We start from the raw sequence: 18,401 nt of genomic DNA on the forward strand, positions 1-18,401 counted from the left end.
GGGGAACGCGATTTACGCGTCTTCGTCGAAGGGATTCACTAACTCGATCGTCTCCGCGCGGTCGGGGCCGACGCCGATGGCGTAGATCGGCGCATCGACTTCTGCGGAGACGTACTCAAGGTACGTCTGTGCGTTCTCCGGGATGGCGTCGTAGCCCTCCTCGGCGACGGCCGTCCAGTCGACCTCCGGCCACGGCTCGAACTCGCGGAGGTTCGGTTCACACCGCCCCCAGCGTTCGGTCGTCGCCGGCATCGTGAACAGCTCTTCCCCGTCGAGGTCGTAGGAGTGCCCCACCTTCACCTCCTCGAGGCCCGCGAGGACGTCGACGTGGTTCACTGCGATGCCGGTGAGGCCGTTCGCCCGGGCAGCGTGCCGGAGCATCGGGACGTCGAGCCAACCGATCCGTCGCGGCCGGCCAGTGACAGTCCCGAACTCGCCGCCCTTCTCGCGGATGTAGTCGGCGAGGTCCTCGTCGTCTCCGGTGAGTTCGGTGGGCAACGGCCCGGTACCGACGCGGGAGAGATACGCCTTCACGATGCCGACGACCTCCCCGCGGCCGACCACCGTCGGGCCGATTCCCGTGCCGGTGGCGGCGCCGCCGGCGGTCGGGTTCGAGGAGGTGACGTACGGGTAGATCCCGTGGTCGATGTCGATCGAGGTCCCCTGGGCGCCCTCGAAGAGGACGTCCGCGCCGTCGTCGAGGTACGATCCCAGGAACTCCCCGGCGTTCACGGTCATCGACTCCTCGGCCAGTCGCTCGCCGATCGCGCGGTACTCCTCGAAGAGCGCCTCTACGTCGAACGCCTCCCCGGTATCGACGCCGTAAACGTCTTCAGCCAGCGCCCGCTTCTGCGGGACGACGTACTCGAGTCGATCGCGGAGTACCTCCGGCTCCAGCAGATCGCCGATCCGGATCCCGCGCCGGCCCGCCTTGTCCTCGTACGTCGGGCCGATCCCGCGGCCGGTGGTCCCCGCGTCGAGATCGGAGTCGGATTTGACCTCCTCTTCGATCCCGTCGAGTCGGCGGTGATACGGCAGAATCACGTGGGCGCGCCGCGCCACCCGGACGTCCGGATCGAGGTCGCGCTCGCGGAGTTCGTCGATCTCCGAAAACAGCGTCTTCGGGTTGACGACGCAGCCGTTGCCGAGCACGCCGACCTTACCGCGGACGGCGCCGCTCGGCACCAAAGAGAGTTTGTACTCGTCGCCGTCCTCGACGACGGTGTGACCTGCGTTGTCGCCGCCCTGATACCGGGCAACGACGTCGGCGTCGCCTCCCCACAGGTCGACAAGTGCACCCTTGCCCTCGTCACCCAGCTGGGAGCCGACGATCGTGACGGTCATACACGCCGCTACTCCGCGCCTCGTGAAACCCATTACGGTAGCGTCCGACTCCCCGATCCGAATCGTTAATTAGGAGCACATCGTAGACCGTGGTAGCCGCTGTCTTGTGGTCCGCCGGTTCGGAGGGCAACATTTAAACCCTGCCCAGACGAGTTAACAGATGACATGATAGACCGACTCGAAAAGGAAGTGGATATGCTCGAACGCCACTTACAGGTCCTGAGAATGGTCATCGACAGCGAACCGATCGGGATCGTGAAGATGTCGAACGAGACCGGCTACCCACATCACAAGGTTCGCTACTCCCTGCGCGTCCTCGAAGAGGAGAACCTCATCGAACCGTCGAGCCAGGGTGCTCGCACGACTGAACGGACCGAGGAGTTCGTCGACGAACTCGACGAGAAACTCAACGAGATCGTCGCGAAACTCGACGAGATGAAGATCGAAGAGACCGTCGAGATCGAAGGCTGAGTCCGGACTCCCGAACAAAATCGTCGACGCTGCGGCCCGTCGGAGCGCTGTCACGCCTACCTTTCCTGCCGTTTCTCCGCTCTCCAAATTCAAGACGTCGAGATTTCTCCGCCTTTAGATCGAGGGTGTCGAGAGTTTGCCGCGCTACAGATCCGGGACGTTGAGGTGGAACTCGCCGTCTCGCGCCTCGACGAGACACAGGTGATAGCCGCGCTTTCGGGAGAGTTTCACGTACGAGAGCTTCTTCGAGCGTGTCAACAGCCCGCCGCCGGTTTCCTCGGCGACTGTCTCTAAGGCACCTGGCTCGTAGAACGACTCGGTGACGTAGAAGCCGGCCGCCAGAGAGTCAGCTTCTGTCGCGACCGTCCCGGTGTTCCCCACGAGTGACCCGACCATCGCTTCGGTCGTCGCGTTGCGGGAATCGTTGAGGTCCGCGACGAACAGCGGATTACCCATCTGATCTCTGAAGATCACGTCGAAGTCACGCTCCTCGCTGCCGTCCTCGACCGCCGTCGTGACGGTTCCGTACAGCTCGATGCGGTCGATCTCCGGGATTGCATCGAAAACGCCACCGAGGCCCGTGCGGTTGCCCGTTTCGCCGATCTCATAGAGGAGATCCGTCACGACCCAGTCCGCAAACGAGTACTCGGTGCTCGCACGGAGGAACTCGTCGTACGGTTGTCCGTCGACGGCCAGTCCGTCGGTCTCGAAGGTCGTGTGATGTTCCAGCCGGAGGTTCGATCTGACGTCTTCCCGCGACGCCTCGCCGTCGTGGGCGTGTTCCAGCGTCGCCTCCCCCTTCCGATCGTAGCGGACGAAGAGATTCGTCCCCGACAGCGCGCGCTCCGGCGACATCGACTCCCCGGCAGTATCGGGATCGGCTGAGCCGGCGACCTCTGTCAGTTCTGCCTCCAGCCGTTCGACCTCCGCCTGTAGTTCGTCCCGCTCGGCTTCCAGTTCCGCGATCCGATCGCGGTGCTCCGAGCGTTCCGTGCGGAGCGATTCGAGTTCCGCCTGCAACTCCTCGTGTTCGGACTGCAGTTCGTCGCGTTCGGACTGCAGCGCCTCGATACGCTCCTGCGTCCGCGCGAGGCGCTGTTTCAACCGTGTCACTTCCGGGCGCTCACCGCCGGTGTTCGGTTCGTCGGGCTCCTGCTCCGGTGACGGGCCAGCGTTCCGAGCGGATCGCTTCCCTGCCTCCCGTCGCGCCGTTCGCTGTCGTTGCATCTGGGCGACTCGCTCGCGGGCCGACTGCCGATCGGTCCGTCCGTTGTCGCCGTCGGCCGTCCCGTCGTCAGTGGATCGGTCGGGATCCAAAGACGGGATGGTCTGGGCCTCCCGCCAGCGCTCCTCGTCTGAAAAGACGTCGGCGGCCGATTCATCGTCCGTCGCGTCCGTTGTGGCCGTTTCGTCCGTCGCGGCCGTCTCGTCCGCGGCGGAGACAGTCGCCTCGGTGGCCGCTGCCGGGTCGGCCCCGACGGCATCCGACCTGTCGGCGTCGGCGTCGTCGTCGCTTGATTCGGAGGTGGCCGCTGCCGGTGGCGCAGCTTCAGTGGCTGCGGTTTCGGCGGCTTCCGCTTCGGCCGCCGGGTCAGCGGCCTCGTCGTCGACGCTCTCGTGATCGTCCGAGTGCGCCTCCTGTGGCTCGTTCGGGGCCTGACCGCGGTCGGGCTCCGCATCGGTCGCGTGCTCTGGGTTCGGTGACTCCGCCTCGTCGGCGGCGTCGGGTGTTTCGTCGTCGACTGTTTCTTCCTCGTCCGCTTGCTCGTTCTCCGGTGACGCCTCGTCGTACACCGCCGTATCGGCGGGCGCATCGGCTTCCCCCTCGGGGTCGGTCGATTGCTCCGCCGCTGCTCCGGCGGACGCGTCCGTCCCGGTTTCGGTGTCGGGGGTTTCCAGTTCGGGGATATCCACGATGTCGACGTCGACGTCGATCACTTCGTAGATCCCGACCTCGTCGGCGGCCGTCTCGAAGGCCTCCTCGCCGGTGATGAGCCGCTCGGAGCTGCCGACGAAGGCGGCGCTCATCGACTTCCCGCCGTGGTAGACGACGTAGTAATCCCCCGAGAGGACGTTCTCCGAGAGTTCGATGTAGCCCGTGAATCCCCCCTCCGAGAGCGTCCGGTCGGCGTCCGACAGCGACGTGTCGTTTGTGTAGTACCTCGCTTGCGTTTCGCCGTCCCGTTCCTGCATCGCAAACAGGAGCGGCAGGCTCGAATCCGCCGCACGGTAGGCGGTCAGCTCGGCGTCCTCGAACGCGTCGATGTCGCCCTCGAAGACGCCGACGACGCGGCCGTTCAGGAAGAACGCCCACGTCATCCCGGCGGAGACGGCTCCGCTGAACTCCGTGTCCGCGAGCTGGTGGAGCCCCTCGTATCCGTCAGGCGTGGGGACCGTCTCCCAATCGGTCACCACGTCGATAGTTCGACTGTTCATCCGTGTGTGTATGGCAGAATCCGGATCAAATACTTTCCGGAGACTCACCCGGGCTCAAAGCGACTGCGACCGGTCACCGCAGGAGACGGATCCTGCCCCTCGATCCCGCAGATCGACGTGGTCGAGGGAGGACTGCGCCGAGTTCCGATCGAATGATTGACAAGCGCATATCGTGATTATCTCCCTATGCCGTCCGAACCTCCGTTCATCGATCCAGTGACTGGCGAACTGGATACCAGCCAGATCCGCGCGGAAGCGTTCCCGCTCGCCGGTCTCATCGTACTGTTCGGCGCGCTGGCACTCCTCCCGTTCGTCCTCGGGTTCCTCGCCGGGGGAAGCTTCGTTATCGGAGCGTTCTTGACCGTCGTCGGCCAGTTCATCCTCGCTGTCGGTGCCGGGATCGTGCTGATGTACGTCATCGCTCGTGGTATCCAACTCGCCGACGTCTGAGGGAGAGACTATCAGGGCCTCTGTCGCGTGCTCCCGGAGAATCGCGACTCAAGGGATCCGCCTCAGGGGATTTTCGAGTTTGTCACGGTCCCGATTAGAGATTCGTCCGCCGCGGATACACACTGGATCGGCTATAGTAGCGTTTGCAAGTCTTCACTCACACGATCGCACGACTGCCTGCGATCGGATGAGCAATCAGTTGCAAACGCTACTATAGTCGCTTTCGCCCCCGAGCGCCGGCCTCCCGGCGCGTTCCCAGAGCTCCCGAAGCGGCGGTATCTGGTCAATTTCGTCCCGTTCGAGGAGCGGCCACCGGATCCCTTCCGGTTTCGGTGGCGCGTCGTCGATCTCGATCACCCGGTCGGGCGTCACGATCGCGTCAACGATCGTGTCGTGGGACGCCGCTAACTCCTGTCCAGCGGGCTCGTCAACGACCTGTACATCGTGGACGACAGCGACAATATCGGTCTCCTCGTCTGCCAGACCGACTTCGCGCATCATCGCCCACTCCAGGTCGAAAAAGCCGTGTCCCTTCCCCATTCGTAACCCGTCGTGGGTTACGAAGCTCGCACCGGTCAGCATACAGTCCAGTTTCGGTAGCTCACGTTCCATTGCTCCCAGTTCGATCCGTGAGGCGAACCGAGTCATCCCGTCCAGCGTCGATGCGAAGGCCGCCTGTCCATCCGGGACGTCCTCCGGGACCAACCGGAGGAAGCCGCGGCGGATCCCGTAGGTTGGCATCACGAACTCGGTCGGTTCCTCTATGAGCTGTTCACGGAGGATGTTGAGGTTGTTATCGGGCGTTACGAACCAGCTGTCGTAGCCGCGACGCGCAGCTCGGGTGCGAATCTTGGTCGCACATGCATCACTTCCCTCGTAGTCAGCAATAAACGACGAAAAGTCCCAGCCGAACCGCGAGTCCGGCAACGCAACGTCCCTCAGATCCTTCCAGACGCGTTCGCGGGCGTCATTTCGGATTCCGTCGTCGTGGTCAGTCATATCGGCTCATATGTGTAATTCTGTTTGATTCTCTTTCGATCGGATTATGTGGCCGGCGGGCTCTCTGTGGTCCCGTGTCTGTACTGGCGGATCGTGATCGCAACCAGATATATCCACACGATCATCGTCACAACCATCGAACCGCCGATGAGTACTGTGAACGTCAGTTGATTCATTTTGAACACCTCAGTTAGTGGTCGAGACTCTCAATTTCTTTGAGATCCGCGAAGTCGTATTCGGCCGGTCTGATACTCATCCAGACGAGACAGACGATCGTGCTCACCACGAGCGCAGTACTGAACGAAAAGAGGTAATTCTCCTGGAGGAAATACGGGACGCCGCCGAGGATTCCGAGGACGGCACCAGTGAAGGCGGCAGTCCCGCTCAGACGCGTAGTGTAGAGGCCCAACAGCACGGGGACGACCGTCGCGGCCGCGAGCAAGTCCGCACGAAGCAACAAGAAGAGGACGCTCGGCCGGGATAACGCGATTGCGACGCCGACGACCGCGATACCGACAGTGATGAGGCGCGCTGTCCGAAGGAGTTCGTCGCCAGTTCGGTTCGGATCCAGCCGCGGGACGATATCGACGGACAGGATGCTGACGATCGCCGAGAGCGCGTTATCCAGTGTGCTTGCGATGACCAAAAGCGCGAGAACGACGAACACGAGCTGCATCACCGGACCGAATACGGCCTGCACCACCGCGGGCAGGGCCGCTGACGGACTCGCCGCCTCGACGCCAGCCAGCCCCTGCGCGAGGACGCCGTAACTCCCGGCCAAGATCGTCATCGGGACGACAGCCGCGATAGCACCGACGAGCGAGATCTGAAGCGTCCGTTTGTCGCGTCCCGCGTGCGCACGCTGCCACAGGGACTGATTCAGCATCTCCGCTCCGATCAACGCGATCACGATATACACGCCGAACCGGACCCCGCTCGGATTTGAAAGCGACATTAGCTCGGGTGCGCCGGTTTGAAGCTGCGTGAAAAGCGGACCGAAGCCCCCAATCTTGACAACGGCGACCGCTGCCGTGATGACCAAAAGGGGGATCAACAGTACTGTCTGGATGAGATCGGTAAAGATGCTCGCAACCAAGCCACCCTGTACTGTGTAGATCATCACGGCACCGGTGACGAGCCCCAGGGTGACCCAGAGTGGAACGCCGGAAATCGCCTCCAAAGCGAGTGCGATTCCGGTGAGATTCGCGGTCATCAGGATGAACATATAAAACAGGGCAACGACGAGCACGAGAAAGTACATCAACTCGCCGTACCGAAAGCGGGCGTACTCGACGACGGAGTGGCCAGTCGGCATCCGCTTTTGAATTGTCGGCGCGACGGTGGTATACAGGAGGAACGGCACGGCCAAGGCGACGCTGTATCCGATGATTGCGGGCATACCGAAGAGAAATCCCGACTCGGGCGGACTGAAAAGCATCCCCGACCCTGCTGCGTATGCGATGAAGGTCGCAAGACCAAGCGGAATGGTCGTTGTCTGCCGTGCAGACAAGAAGTCCTCGACTGAGGCCATTCGATCGGCACTGTATACGTATCCGATCACGACGAATACCGCGAGTGTTACAACCATTACCCCGATCGTAATCTGTGTTGCTACCATCGTATCGTCACGATACCCGCATACAGTATCCGGACAATAATGCTGCTGTAAATTGCAAGAATTGTGGGTATATCGAGTCATATATTGGTAGGCGCGCCCCGATGTCCAGGATATATAAATAATCAACATTTCGAGCTATCGTCTCTCGGATGCTGTCACCGCTGTGACGTGGCTGCCGTCGGGATTGTCGAACGGATTGAGACACAGCCCGCTGACGCAGTCCCAGATCTTATAGTCTGGACGGCGAGAACGACACGTATGCCCTCCCGGTATCCGATGACGCTGCCGGCGCTCTTCGAGCGGGTGTTCGCCAAGTATGCAGACCGGGTGGCGCTGGTCGACCGGGAGCGATCAGTGACGTTCGGTGAACTGGCCGATCGTTCGGCGCGCTTTGCGACGGCCCTGGGAAACGCCGAAATCGGCATCGAGGATCGAGTCGGCGTGTTACTCCCCAACGGGATTCGCTTCGCAGCGGTCGATCTGGGCATCCTCAGGGCGGGAGCGACGCGTCTCCCGCTCAACCCCCAGCACACGGGAGACGAACTCGCGTATCTACTCGACGACGCCGACGCGGAGCTTCTGGTCTGTGCCGACGATACTGTCGATGCCGTCGTGGACGCGTTGAAGGCTCTCCCGGAACCGGACGTGTCCGTCGTCGTCGCCGGGGGCCTCCCGGGGTCGCGACCGGCCGACGTCGAGTGGTACAGATACGACGAGTTTCTCGCTCCCGACGGGACTCCCTCGCGTTTCCCGCGCCCGGAGCCGGAACGGGTTGCCGGCCACTTCTACACCGGCGGCACGACGGGGCGGCCGAAGGGCGTCCACTACACCCATCGGTGTCTCGTCGAGAACTTCCAGGCTGTCGTCACGGAGTTCGGCTTTTCCGGAACCGACGTCGGACTCTTGGCGCCACCGCTGTCGCACTCTGCGGGGACGTTCTGCTACGGTGCGCTATTGGCGGGCGGGGAAGTCCACCTCAGGAACGGCTTCGATCCGGCGGCACTCGTCGATGCGGTCGCGCGCCGGGAGGTGACCTGGACGTTCCTCGTCCCGACGATGATCTACCGGCTGCTCGATGCGGAGCCGGCACCCGTAGACCTCGCCTCGCTGGAGCGAATCATCTACGGGGCCGCGCCCATCCGGACTGCCCGGCTCGAGGAAGCTATCGAGCTGTTCGGCCCGATCTTCCATCAGTTCTACGGGCAGACGGAGGTCCCCAACCTGATCACGTCGTTCCCGCCGCAGGAACACCAACACGCGCTCACAGCCGACGACGTCGATCGCCTGGCGTCCGCAGGGACGCCGTGTCTGCGGACAACCGTGTCGGTGCGCGACCGGGAAACTGACGAGGAGTTACCGGCGGGAGAGGTCGGGGAAATCGTCGTCACAGCACCGTACACGTTCGACGGCTATCACGACGACCCGGAGGCGACGAGCGAGACGCTCCGGGACGGGTGGGTGTACACCGGCGACATCGGCGTCGTCGACGAGGACGGCTACCTGACGCTGCTCGATCGCGAGAGCGACGTCATCGTCACCGGTGGTATGAACGTCTACAGTAAAGCCGTCGAACGCGTCGTGCTGGAGCATCCGGCCGTCGAAGAAGCGGTCGTCGTCGGCGTCCCGCACGAGGAGTGGGGCGAGGCAGTCCACGCAGTAGTCGTCGCCGACGATTCGGTCGACACGGCGGAGATCAGGGAGTTCGTCGGCGAGCGACTCGCCAGCTACAAGAAACCCAAATCGGTCTCGGTCGTGGATGAGCTTCCGGAGACGGCCCTCGGAAAGATCGACCGGGCTGCGGTTCGAGAGCGGTACTGGACGGACGAGGATCGGTCGATCGGCTAGCCGCGGGCCTTCCCGGGCGGCGTCTCACATCTCGGATTCGACGCGCTGGAACGTCGTGTGCATTCGCTCGACAATCTCGTCTGCGGCGTCGCGATCGATAGTGAGCGGCGGCGTGATGAGGGTGTGGTCGCCGCGGTCGCCCGCCACGTGCCCGCCGCTCGGGTAGGTGAGCACGCCCGCATCGAGGCCGGCCTCGAAGAGCAGCGACTGGAACTCGCTCCCGGTCGATGCGAGCGGTTCCTTCGTCTCGCGGTCGCCGACGAACTCGACGCCGAGCATCAGCCCCTTGCCGCGGACGTCGCCGACGAAGTCGTACTCGTAGAACTCCTCGCAGCGCTCGCGGAGGTACTCTCCGACCTCGCGTGCGTTCGCGACGAGGTCCCGGTCGCGCATATAGTCGAGGACGGCCGTCCCGATTGCGGCGGAGGCGGGGTTGAAACAGTAGGTGTGGCCGTGCTGGAATCCGTCCTCGACGTCCTCGAAGACCTCGGCGATCCGACGGTGGGGCATCGTCCCGCCGATGGGCGAGTACCCGCCGCTCATCCCCTTCGCGCTGGTGATGATGTCCGGCGTGACGTCCCAGTGCTCGATGGCGAAGTTCTCCCCGGTGCGACCGAACCCCGCCATCACCTCGTCGACGATAAATAGCACATTGTACTCGTCGCAGATCTCCCGGATCCGATCGAAATACCCGTCGTGCGGCGCGGCCGCGGCGTTGGCCGCACCAGTGACGGGTTCGGCGATGAAGGCCGCGACCGTCTCCGGTCCCGCTTCGAGGATGGCCGCTTCGAGTTCCTCAGCGCAGCGAACCCCACAGGCCCGGCCGCCGTCCCCGTCGCAGTGCGCACACCGGTAGGGGGTTCCCGCGCTGATCTTCGGCCAATCGTCGAACAGCGGCTGCATCTTGGTCTTCCGCGCCGGGAAGCCGGAGAGCGCCATCGCGATCCCGGTGTTGCCGTGGTAGCTCGGCTCCCGGGCGATCACCTTGTACTTCTCCGTGTCCCCACGCTCGTAGTGGTACTGACGGGCCATCTTGACGGCGCTCTCGTTGGCCTCGGAGCCGCTGGAGACGAGCCAGGCGGTCTCGAACTCCGGCGGCGTGAATTCGGCGATCGTCTCCGTGTAGGTCATCGCCGGTTCGTTCGCAAAGAGCATACTGGAGGTGTACTCCAGTCGCTCCAGTTGCTCGCGGGCGGCCGCGGCCACCTCACTGCGACCGTGGCCGATGTTGACGTTCTGGTTGCCCGCGATGGCGTCGAGGTAGCGGGTGCCGTCGGCGTCCCAGACGTAGTGGCCCTCGCCGCGGGTGATCGTGACGTACTCTTTCTGGAACGCACGCGGGAACATCCCGCCCAGTTCGGTCCCCGGGATGGTCGTCCGCTCCGGTGTATCGTCGTCGTGTGACATCTCTCGGTCGGTCATCTGTCGTCCAGCTCCTTCCAGTGTTCCATTACCCGCTCGCTCCACTCATCGAACCCCACTTCGTAGACGTAGTCGCTGCCGCGAAGCACCGTGTCGGTGGGATCGATCGTCCGAAGGACGGCGATCTCGCCCCGCGTCGGCTCCGGTGTCGTGACCACGTCCTCTGCGACCTGGAGATCCCACTGAACCTCGTCGCGCACCTCGGCCACGTCGACTCCAGGGTGGGTCGACGTGAGGACCATCTCCCCGTCGTCGTCGAACCGGAACACGGCCATATCGGTGATGACCGCGTCGGGGCCGTCGCCGCGGAATCCGGCGTCGTCACGGTCCGACCCGCCGCCCAGATGCCCCGGTGCCGTGACGTAGTCGATATCTGTCGTGAACGCCCGCTCCTGTTGTCGCATCATCACGATCGAGCGGCCGCAGGACGTCATAATGTCGTTGCTTCCGCCCGATCCGGGCAGTCTGACCTTCGGTCGACTGTACGTCGTCCCGTCACCGGTCACGACCGTCGAGTTGGTGTTGCCGTGCCGATCGATCTGTCCGGCGCCGATGATGCCCACGTCGAACAGCCCGCGCTGGTTGTCGGTGAAGATCTGCAGCTGGTTCGTCGCGACGAGTGCGTCCACTCCCAGCACGGTGTCGGAGATCGACTGCACCACACCGGGCGGACGCGAGCCGACGTAGCCCGATTCGGTGACCAGTTGGCACTCGGGTGCGCGCGTGTGCTTCGCGAGCACGCCGGAGATGAGCGACATTCCGACGCCGATGAACGCGAGTTCGCCGTTTTCGATCTCGTGGGCGGCCGTCACCGCCAACAGTTCCGTCAGCGAGTAGTCCTCGCTCGTCTCGTGGGGACGCTCGACGTCGACGGGGTAGGAGACGTCGTCGCCGGTCAGCGTCGCCGACTGCTCGTCGAGGCTCATTCTGTCGCCTCCTGTTCACCCTCATCGCGGCCGACGACCGGCGGCACGTCGTTGAGCTCTCCTTCCATCTCTTCGAGCGTGGCGAGTCGGTCGGCGCCGAGTTTCTCCAGATACTCCTCGTGTGGAACGACCCATTCGTCCGTCCACTCGAGGAATCCCTCCCGTTCCTGCGACTTGAGCCCGTATTCGCGGTAGAACGGTAGATCGGCGTAGTAGTACCCGTAGCAGTGCCACGGATGCGAGCCGAAGGGCACCTCGACGACGGCGTCGACCGCATAGCACGGGATCCGCGTCGCCTCGGGATGGCGCCGGATCGTCTCCGTCGGGACGACCTCCTCGCAGGTGATCACGACGTGGTCTGCGGCGCGGGCCTTGAGGTGGTCGTTGACGACGTTGCCCCAGATCTGGGCGTTCCCCAGCGGGTCTGCACGCTGGACGTGGATGATCGCCACGTCGGGCTGTGCCGCCGGTACGAGCGCCAGGTCGTCGCCCGAACCCAGCGGATCCGCTACGACTTCGACGTCGGGATTGTGATTGGGGATGTCGGTCCCGACCATCGACCGCGTCGGCACGAACGGGACGTCCATCGCCCCCGCAAGGAACATCAGCGAGGAGCCGAAATTCGAGAGGTCGCGCATCTCCAGGTGGTGTGGTACCGCCTCCTCGACGGCCCGGCGGACGTTGAACCCCTGGGAGATGAGACTCGTGCCGACCCAGGACCCGGTGTAGCGGTCGACGCATCCCGCCCCGACCATAATGTCGAAAAGCGTCGTCCGCGCGTCGTCGAGGACGGTGAGCCCCGTCTTCTCCTGGCGGACGATCTCCCGCGCGGCGGCTTCCGGATCGCGGCCGCCCATCCCGCCGAAGGCGACACTCGCGCCGTCGGCGACGTATTCGTCGATCGCCGTCGCGAGATCGGTCGTCTTGTCGCGTCGGCTCCGTGCGCCGGTGACCGTCCCCGACGGCGGGGTGGCCTGTCTCACGCCGTCGCCCATATCGCCCCGTACGGGGTCCTCGTGGTCGAGGTTGTTCACGACGACGCCCCCTCTCTGGCCGCAGTCGCGTCCGCCGCGATGTCGTAGCCGCACCAGTCCATCGCGATCAGTGCGAGCGCCGCGATCGTCCGTTCGAGTTCCTGGACCGGGAGGAATTCGTCGGTCCCGTGGATCGCGTGGGCACCTGGGCCGAAACAGAGCGCGGGCGTGTCCGCGTAGTTGACGAAAAAGCGGGTGTCGATGCCGCCCGGGAAGCCGATCGCCTGTGGCTCGTGATCGACGACCGACGGTGCTACCGACTGAACGGTCTCGACGATCGGCTCCGTTGGGTCGATCCGGGCGGAACTCCCGCGCCACCCGAACCACTCGATCTCCGGCGGGTGGGCTTCGAGCCAGGGGTCCCCCGCGGCCGCGTCCCGGACCGTGGTCTCGACCTGTTCGCGGAGGTCCGCCCTGGTTTCCGCGGGCGCGTGCGACACCCGTCCCTCGAGGACGGCCTCGTCGGGGACGCTCGAGGGCCACTCCCCGGCGCGGACGGTCCCGACGTTCAGCGAGACGGTGTTTTCGGCGGTTCGCTCGAACAGTTCGTCGTGGACGGCGGTCTTCCGCTCGTCGTGAAGGTCGGTCAGCGCCTCGAAGATCGGGACCAGTTTGGCCGCGGCGTTGACGCCGCTGTCGGTGTTGGCGGCGTGTGCGCCGCGTCCCTCGACTGTGACACGGAAGTACGACACGCCGTCGTTGGCGATCCAGCAGTCGAAATCGGTCGGCTCGGGGATGACGACGGCGTCGGCTTCGGGACCTGCCAGCGCCGTCGCGAGCGACCCCCCGAATCCGCCCGACTCCTCTTCGATCACGGACTGGAGTAAGAGATCACCGCGGAGCGTGACCCCCGCGCGCTGTAGTACCTCGACGGCGTACACCATCGCCGCGAGGCCACCCTTCATATCGGACGCGCCGCGCCCGCGGATCTCCCCGTCGACGACCTCGCCGCCGAACGGGTCGAACGCCCACTGGTCTTCGTCCCCTTCCGGGACGACGTCGATGTGGCCGTTGAACAGGAGCGATCGGCCGTCGCCGTCTCCCTGCCGCGTCGCGATCAGGTTCGGCCGATCCTCGTACGACTGCCCGGTGTCGGCGAACTCCGGATGGTCCTCGATTCCCGGGACGTCGGCCGCTGTCAGAGTCTCGACGTCGAGTCCGAGGGCTCTCATCTCTTCGCGGACGCGCTCTTGGGCGGCGGTCTCGGCTCCCTGGACACTCCGTTCCCGGACGAGCGCCGCGGTGAACTCCGCTGCGTCCGGCGTAACCGCGGCCGCGGCCTCGCGTACTCGCTGCCGGACGTCCGGATCGATCGATTCCGATCCGGTCATCGTCGGTCTCTCATCGATCCCGTGTTCGTGCGACGGGTTCGCTTGCTCATTGACATACTCTATTTACAACGTTATTCTCACTTGGCTTTTACTCTACCATAAACTGTACTATATTAGGTTCCTTTACCAATGCTTGAGTTTTTGAGGATATGTGGAACCACTGTTACCAAAGCTTATTATACTTGCGGGGTAAGACACCAGTAGACATGATGGATATCCGTGACGTGGCAAGCGGTAACTCCGATGCAGATCAAAACGGGGCGACGGGCGGAAACCAGTGGGGGCGGCCGAGTCGGCGCACGGTACTCGCGGCGTCCGGCGCTGCGATCGCGGGACTCGCCGGCTGTCTCGGCGGTTCGTCCGAGGGTTCGACCGAGACGTCCGGCGGGGAAGACTCCTCGGGCGATAGCACGGACGCCTCCGGCGGAACGACGACCTCGTCGGGCGACGAGTTGGCCGACACGCTCAGTTTCTACTCGTGGGGTGGCTCCACGCAGGAGGCGCTGACCGAGCACCTCATCGAGCCGTTCGAGGAGGAGTACGGCGTCACCGTCGAGCAGTCGAGTTTCTCCAGCCAGGACAAGATGCTGGCGAACGTCCGATCCAGTCCCGAGGGCTCCTACGACGTGATTATGCCGTCGCTTTCGGGGTCGTACAACGCCGTCAAGCAGGATCTCGTCGAACCCCTCCGGCTCGATAACATCGAGACGTGGTCGAACGTCCTGCCGTCGTTCCAGGACTTCAACGTGGTGGCCTCGGCCGACGAGCGGTACGTCGCACCGCTGTACTACGGGACGGTCGGAATGGTCTACAACGCCGATGAGGTTTCGGGCTCGCCGCCGTTCTCCTGGGACCTGACCTGGGACGATCAGTACGCCGGCGCTCTGACGCTGGAAGGGTTCGCGTTCGTCCGGGTGTTCACGACGGCACTGCGTCTGGGGATGGACCCGAACGTGATGGAAGGCGACGCCGGCTCCTACGAGGAGGGTATCAAGCAGGTGTACGACGCGATGGCCGAGCAGCACGAGTACGTCACCAAGTACTGGACGAGCGGCCAGGAACAGACGACGCTGTACTCCAACGGCACGGCGGCCCTCGGCGACGGATGGTCCGGTCGGATCCTCTCGCTGCAGGAGGACGGCTACGACAACCTCAACTACACTATCCCGGAGGAGGGCGCCTACGGCTGGTCTGACACCTTCGCGATCGCGAAAGGCTCCGAGCGGCGGTACACGGCGGAGAAATTCCTTGAGTTCGCCTACCGGCCGGAGGTTCAGGAGGCGCTGTCGCCCGCCCTCGGGTACCCCCCGGCGACCGACGCGACGTCGAGCGACATCGAGGCACTCCCCGACTTCGACCCGACGGGCGGCGACAGGCTGGTCTTCCAGGACCAGCAGTTCAAGGAGACCCACCAGGAAGACTGGAACTCCACGTTCGAGCAGATCAAGCTCGGCCAGTACTGATAATGAGTACTCTCGTCTCTTCCCGGTGCTCGTCGCCAATGGGGGTGGCGAGCACCGGTAAAAAGTGAGAGTACTCATTATGAGCCCCGGATCACTACCACTAAATTCGTCAACCGATTCGATGACAACCAGCACCCACGTATGAGCCACGTCGAAGTAGAACACGTAACGAAGCGGTTCGACGACGTCGTCGCAGTCGACGACGTGTCGTTTACCGCAGCGGAGGGGGAGTTCGTCTCGCTACTCGGCCCGAGCGGCTGCGGCAAGACCACCACGCTGCGGATGATCGCCGGCCTCGAGATGCCGACCGAGGGGACGATCCGGATCGGCGGCGAGGACGTCACCGATCAGCCGGCCTACGAACGAGAGATCGGGATGGTGTTCCAGCACTACGCCCTGTTTCCCCACAAGACAGTCGGCGAAAACGTCGGGTTCCCGCTGAAGATGCGCGGCGTTCCGGCGGAACGGCGCCGGGAGCGCGTCGCCGAGGTCCTCGATCGGGTTCGGCTTCCGGACGTGATGGACCGGTCTCCGGAGGAACTCTCCGGCGGGCAGCAACAGCGCGTGGCGCTCGCACGGGCGCTGGTGTTCGAACCGGACGTCCTCCTCATGGACGAGCCGCTGTCGGCGCTCGATCGGGTGCTCCGCGAGCAGATGCGGGTCGAGGTCCAGCGCATTCAGCGGGAGTTCGACATCACGACGATCTACGTGACACACGATCAGGCCGAAGCGTTCGCGATGTCCGACCGCGTGGCCGTCCTCGACGACGGCCACCTCTCCCAGCAGGGACGGCCCCTCGACGTCTACGAGAACCCGACCTCCGAGTTCGTCGCGAGCTTCATCGGCGAGTCGACGAAGCTCTCCGGCCCGGTCGTCGACCGTGAGGGCCAACGCGTCCTGGAAACGGATGCGGGGGTCACCCTCACGCTCCCCGAACCGGTGCCACCCGCCGGCGATCGACTGACCGTCTATCTCCGGGCGGAGAAGCTTTCGCTCTCGGCGGAACCGACCGGCGCGGTCAACGAGTTCCCGGCGACGATCACGACGACGAACTACCTCGGCGAGAAGACCCAGTTCTTCTGTACCCTCGACGACGGTACCGAACTCGTCGTCGCCGAACAGGGATTCACCGCGCTCGATCGGCACGACCAGGGTGACACGGTCTACGTGAAGATCCCGCCATCGGATCTGGTCGTGGCTCACGCCGATGTCGCTGCTGAACAACCTGCGGTCGACGAGTCCGTCGTATGAGCGAACGATACAGTACCGAGGCCGGGGAGCCACCGCGCACCGGCATCGAGCGGGTCCGGTTCCGACTGTGGACGGCGGTGCTCCGCGCGACGCCGGTTTTGCGCGTGATCCAGGCGTTCAAGCGTCGCGAACGGCTGCTCACGGTGACGCAGGCCGGACTCGGAATCGTGTGGATGGTGGCGTTCCTGCTTGCACCGCTTTTGTACATTCTGGCGCTCTCCTTCTGGCAGCGGGGTGCAGGCGGCGTCGTCGTCCAGGAGTTCACCCTGGCGAACTACGAAGCGCTCCTCTTGGAGAGCGTCAACCTCCTCGGCTGGCAGATCAAAAACGTCTATCTCCTGATCCTCTGGCAGTCGCTCAAGTTCGGCTTCCTGACCACGATCGTCACGCTCGTCTTGGGCTACGTTCCCGGCTACTTCCTCGGGCGGACGGAGAGTCGCTACCGCTCGCTTTTACTTCTTCTGGTGGTCCTCCCGTTTTGGGTGCCGCTCATCATCCGCTACTACGCGTGGATTCTCGTGTTGGGCAACCAGGGGATGCTCACGACGATACTCGGCTGGATCGGCCTCGCCTCGGATGGGTTTCTGTACACTGATCTCGCCGTCATCACCGGTCTCGTCCAGGTCCTGCTTCCGTTTATGATTCTCCCGATCTTCAACAGCGTCTCGAAGATCGACGACGAGTACGTCGAGAGCGCGAAGACGATGGGCGCGACCCCACTGCGCGCGTTCTACGAAGTGACGCTTCCGCTGTCTCTGCCCGGAATCAGTGCCGGTTCGATACTGGTCTTCATCCTCGCGGTCGGGAGCTTTATGGCGCCGGCACTGCTCGGCGGCCCCTCGGATCTGATGGTCGCAAACCTCATCAGCCGGACGTTCGGCGAGAGCTTCGATTGGCCGCTCGCCAGCGCGATGGCGATGGTCTACCTGGTCGTCCTGTTCGTTCTGATCACAGTCTTCAACCGGTTCGTCGGCCTTGAGGAGGTGTTCGATCAATGACACTGCTCGGCGAGCGGCTGCGGTGGGACGTCGTCAGGGGCGCGACCGGACTGCTGTTTCTGTTCCTTTTACTCCCGCTTTTGGTCGTCGTGCTCGTCTCGTTCAACCCCACGCAGTACCCCTCGTTCCCGCCCGATGGGTTCAGCCTGACGTGGTATCGCGAGTTCGTCGAAAGCGACCGGCTCCTGGGCGCCCTGTGGAGCAGTTTCATCGTCGCGAGCGGCAGTGCGATCGTCGCCGGCGTCGTCGGACTGGTTTCGGCTCTCGGCTTCGTCCGTCGCGACTTCGAGTACAAGAGCGTCCTCTCGAGCGTGCTCTTTTTACCGATGCTAATCAGTCCGGTGGTCATCGGCGTGGCGCTCACGGCGTTTCTGACAGACATCGGGATGCAGAAGAACTACCTGTTTTTGATCCTCGGCCATTCGACGCTCGTTCTCCCGTACGTCTTCATCACCGTCCGGGCCCAGCTGTTCGGCTTCGACCGCTCGATCGAGGAAGCCGCACTGACGTTGGGGGCCAACGAACTGGAAACCTTCGTGGAGGTGACGCTTCCCGTCATCGCGCCCGGCCTCGGCGCGGGGATGTTGCTCGCGTTCGTCATCAGCTTCGGCGAGTTCACCGCCACGCAGTTTTGGGTCCAACCGGAGACGATCACCGCGCCGATCGAGATCTATACGATGGTCCGGACCAGCCTGACGCCGAAGATCAACGCGATGGCGACGGTCCTTATGTTCATCACCGTCGGTATCCCGCTTTTGCTCGACGTCCTGCTCGGAAAGGAACTGATCTTGAAGACTGCGTGAACTACCCCTC

15 protein-coding genes are annotated in these 18,401 nt (G+C 64.0%); 7 read left to right on the forward strand and 8 right to left on the reverse strand.

The genetic code is table 11. The features are described from left to right. Positions 1 to 12: 12 nt before the first annotated feature. Complete coding sequence (locus tag RJT37_RS08745; RefSeq protein WP_313689551.1) at positions 13 to 1,344, reverse strand: adenylosuccinate synthase; 1,332 nt, start codon at positions 1,342 to 1,344, stop codon at positions 13 to 15. Between the two features lie 165 nt (positions 1,345 to 1,509). Between RJT37_RS08745 and RJT37_RS08750 the strand changes: the two genes are divergently transcribed. Beyond that, entirely contained in the window at positions 1,510 to 1,815 is a 306-nt protein-coding gene (locus tag RJT37_RS08750) for a hypothetical protein (RefSeq protein ID WP_311170915.1), read from the forward strand. A gap of 144 nt (positions 1,816 to 1,959) precedes the next feature. Here RJT37_RS08750 and RJT37_RS08755 read toward each other — a convergent pair whose 3' ends face one another. Next, positions 1,960 to 4,251: a DUF7527 domain-containing protein gene (locus tag RJT37_RS08755; RefSeq protein ID WP_313689552.1), complete on the reverse strand. Its 2,292-nt coding sequence runs from the start codon at positions 4,249 to 4,251 to the stop codon at positions 1,960 to 1,962. Positions 4,252 to 4,437: 186 nt separating this feature from the next. Between RJT37_RS08755 and RJT37_RS08760 the strand changes: the two genes are divergently transcribed. Beyond that, positions 4,438 to 4,701, forward strand: coding sequence for a hypothetical protein (locus RJT37_RS08760; protein ID WP_313689554.1), 264 nt, complete (start codon positions 4,438 to 4,440; stop codon positions 4,699 to 4,701). Between the two features lie 195 nt (positions 4,702 to 4,896). Here RJT37_RS08760 and RJT37_RS08765 read toward each other — a convergent pair whose 3' ends face one another. Beyond that, positions 4,897 to 5,700 (reverse strand): 5-formyltetrahydrofolate cyclo-ligase, encoded by an 804-nt coding sequence (locus RJT37_RS08765; protein WP_313689556.1) that lies wholly within the window; start codon positions 5,698 to 5,700, stop codon positions 4,897 to 4,899. Positions 5,701 to 5,890: 190 nt separating this feature from the next. Further along, on the reverse strand, positions 5,891 to 7,447 hold the full coding sequence (locus RJT37_RS08770; RefSeq protein WP_313689558.1) for a sodium:solute symporter family transporter: 1,557 nt from the start codon (positions 7,445 to 7,447) through the stop codon (positions 5,891 to 5,893). Positions 7,448 to 7,576: 129 nt separating this feature from the next. Here RJT37_RS08770 and RJT37_RS08775 point away from each other — a divergent pair, with 129 nt between their 5' ends. Then, on the forward strand, positions 7,577 to 9,163 hold the full coding sequence (locus tag RJT37_RS08775; protein WP_313689560.1) for a class I adenylate-forming enzyme family protein: 1,587 nt from the start codon (positions 7,577 to 7,579) through the stop codon (positions 9,161 to 9,163). A gap of 24 nt (positions 9,164 to 9,187) precedes the next feature. On the opposite strand, the gene RJT37_RS08780 is transcribed toward RJT37_RS08775, so the two are convergent. From RJT37_RS08780 to RJT37_RS08795, 4 genes are read right to left on the reverse strand one after another with little or no spacing between them, the layout of a single operon-like run. After that, positions 9,188 to 10,585 (reverse strand): aminotransferase family protein, encoded by a 1,398-nt coding sequence (locus RJT37_RS08780; RefSeq protein ID WP_313689563.1) that lies wholly within the window; start codon positions 10,583 to 10,585, stop codon positions 9,188 to 9,190. After that, on the reverse strand, positions 10,582 to 11,511 hold the full coding sequence (locus RJT37_RS08785; RefSeq protein WP_313689566.1) for a CoA-transferase subunit beta: 930 nt from the start codon (positions 11,509 to 11,511) through the stop codon (positions 10,582 to 10,584). Before RJT37_RS08785 ends, RJT37_RS08780 begins: the two co-directional genes overlap by 4 nt. Continuing rightward, the gene (locus RJT37_RS08790) at positions 11,508 to 12,545 is read right to left on the reverse strand and encodes a CoA transferase subunit A (RefSeq protein ID WP_313689569.1); all 1,038 of its coding nucleotides are present in this window, start codon (positions 12,543 to 12,545) and stop codon (positions 11,508 to 11,510) included. The genes RJT37_RS08785 and RJT37_RS08790 overlap by 4 nt, the downstream gene beginning before the upstream one ends. Then, entirely contained in the window at positions 12,542 to 13,876 is a 1,335-nt protein-coding gene (locus RJT37_RS08795) for an ArgE/DapE family deacylase (RefSeq protein WP_313689571.1), read from the reverse strand. Before RJT37_RS08795 ends, RJT37_RS08790 begins: the two co-directional genes overlap by 4 nt. Positions 13,877 to 14,085: 209 nt before the next feature. On the opposite strand from RJT37_RS08795, the gene RJT37_RS08800 reads away from it, so the two are divergent. The 4 genes from RJT37_RS08800 (at position 14,086) to RJT37_RS08815 (ending at position 18,391) form a co-directional block, all read left to right on the forward strand. After that, positions 14,086 to 15,339: an ABC transporter substrate-binding protein gene (locus tag RJT37_RS08800; protein WP_313689574.1), complete on the forward strand. Its 1,254-nt coding sequence runs from the start codon at positions 14,086 to 14,088 to the stop codon at positions 15,337 to 15,339. Between the two features lie 141 nt (positions 15,340 to 15,480). Continuing rightward, entirely contained in the window at positions 15,481 to 16,590 is a 1,110-nt protein-coding gene (locus RJT37_RS08805; RefSeq protein WP_313689577.1) for an ABC transporter ATP-binding protein, read from the forward strand. After that, entirely contained in the window at positions 16,587 to 17,588 is a 1,002-nt protein-coding gene (locus tag RJT37_RS08810; protein ID WP_313689579.1) for an ABC transporter permease, read from the forward strand. Before RJT37_RS08805 ends, RJT37_RS08810 begins: the two co-directional genes overlap by 4 nt. After that, on the forward strand, positions 17,585 to 18,391 hold the full coding sequence (locus tag RJT37_RS08815; protein ID WP_313689582.1) for an ABC transporter permease: 807 nt from the start codon (positions 17,585 to 17,587) through the stop codon (positions 18,389 to 18,391). The genes RJT37_RS08810 and RJT37_RS08815 overlap by 4 nt, the downstream gene beginning before the upstream one ends. Positions 18,392 to 18,401 lie beyond the last annotated feature (10 nt).

This window comes from Halobellus marinus (genome assembly GCF_032113415.1).
Taxonomy (GTDB): Archaea; Halobacteriota; Halobacteria; order Halobacteriales; family Haloferacaceae; genus Haloquadratum; species Haloquadratum marinus.

Coding starts and splice junctions, on each gene's coding strand:
- RJT37_RS08745 (WP_313689551.1), bottom strand. CDS start 1,344: ATGACCGTCACGATCGTCGGCTCCCAGCTGGGTGACGAGGGCAAGGGT.
- RJT37_RS08750 (WP_311170915.1), top strand. CDS start 1,510: ATGATAGACCGACTCGAAAAGGAAGTGGATATGCTCGAACGCCACTTA.
- RJT37_RS08755 (WP_313689552.1), bottom strand. CDS start 4,251: ATGAACAGTCGAACTATCGACGTGGTGACCGATTGGGAGACGGTCCCC.
- RJT37_RS08760 (WP_313689554.1), top strand. CDS start 4,438: ATGCCGTCCGAACCTCCGTTCATCGATCCAGTGACTGGCGAACTGGAT.
- RJT37_RS08765 (WP_313689556.1), bottom strand. CDS start 5,700: ATGACTGACCACGACGACGGAATCCGAAATGACGCCCGCGAACGCGTC.
- RJT37_RS08770 (WP_313689558.1), bottom strand. CDS start 7,447: ATGTTGATTATTTATATATCCTGGACATCGGGGCGCGCCTACCAATAT.
- RJT37_RS08775 (WP_313689560.1), top strand. CDS start 7,577: ATGCCCTCCCGGTATCCGATGACGCTGCCGGCGCTCTTCGAGCGGGTG.
- RJT37_RS08780 (WP_313689563.1), bottom strand. CDS start 10,585: ATGACCGACCGAGAGATGTCACACGACGACGATACACCGGAGCGGACG.
- RJT37_RS08785 (WP_313689566.1), bottom strand. CDS start 11,511: ATGAGCCTCGACGAGCAGTCGGCGACGCTGACCGGCGACGACGTCTCC.
- RJT37_RS08795 (WP_313689571.1), bottom strand. CDS start 13,876: ATGACCGGATCGGAATCGATCGATCCGGACGTCCGGCAGCGAGTACGC.
- RJT37_RS08800 (WP_313689574.1), top strand. CDS start 14,086: ATGGATATCCGTGACGTGGCAAGCGGTAACTCCGATGCAGATCAAAAC.
- RJT37_RS08805 (WP_313689577.1), top strand. CDS start 15,481: ATGAGCCACGTCGAAGTAGAACACGTAACGAAGCGGTTCGACGACGTC.
- RJT37_RS08810 (WP_313689579.1), top strand. CDS start 16,587: ATGAGCGAACGATACAGTACCGAGGCCGGGGAGCCACCGCGCACCGGC.
- RJT37_RS08815 (WP_313689582.1), top strand. CDS start 17,585: ATGACACTGCTCGGCGAGCGGCTGCGGTGGGACGTCGTCAGGGGCGCG.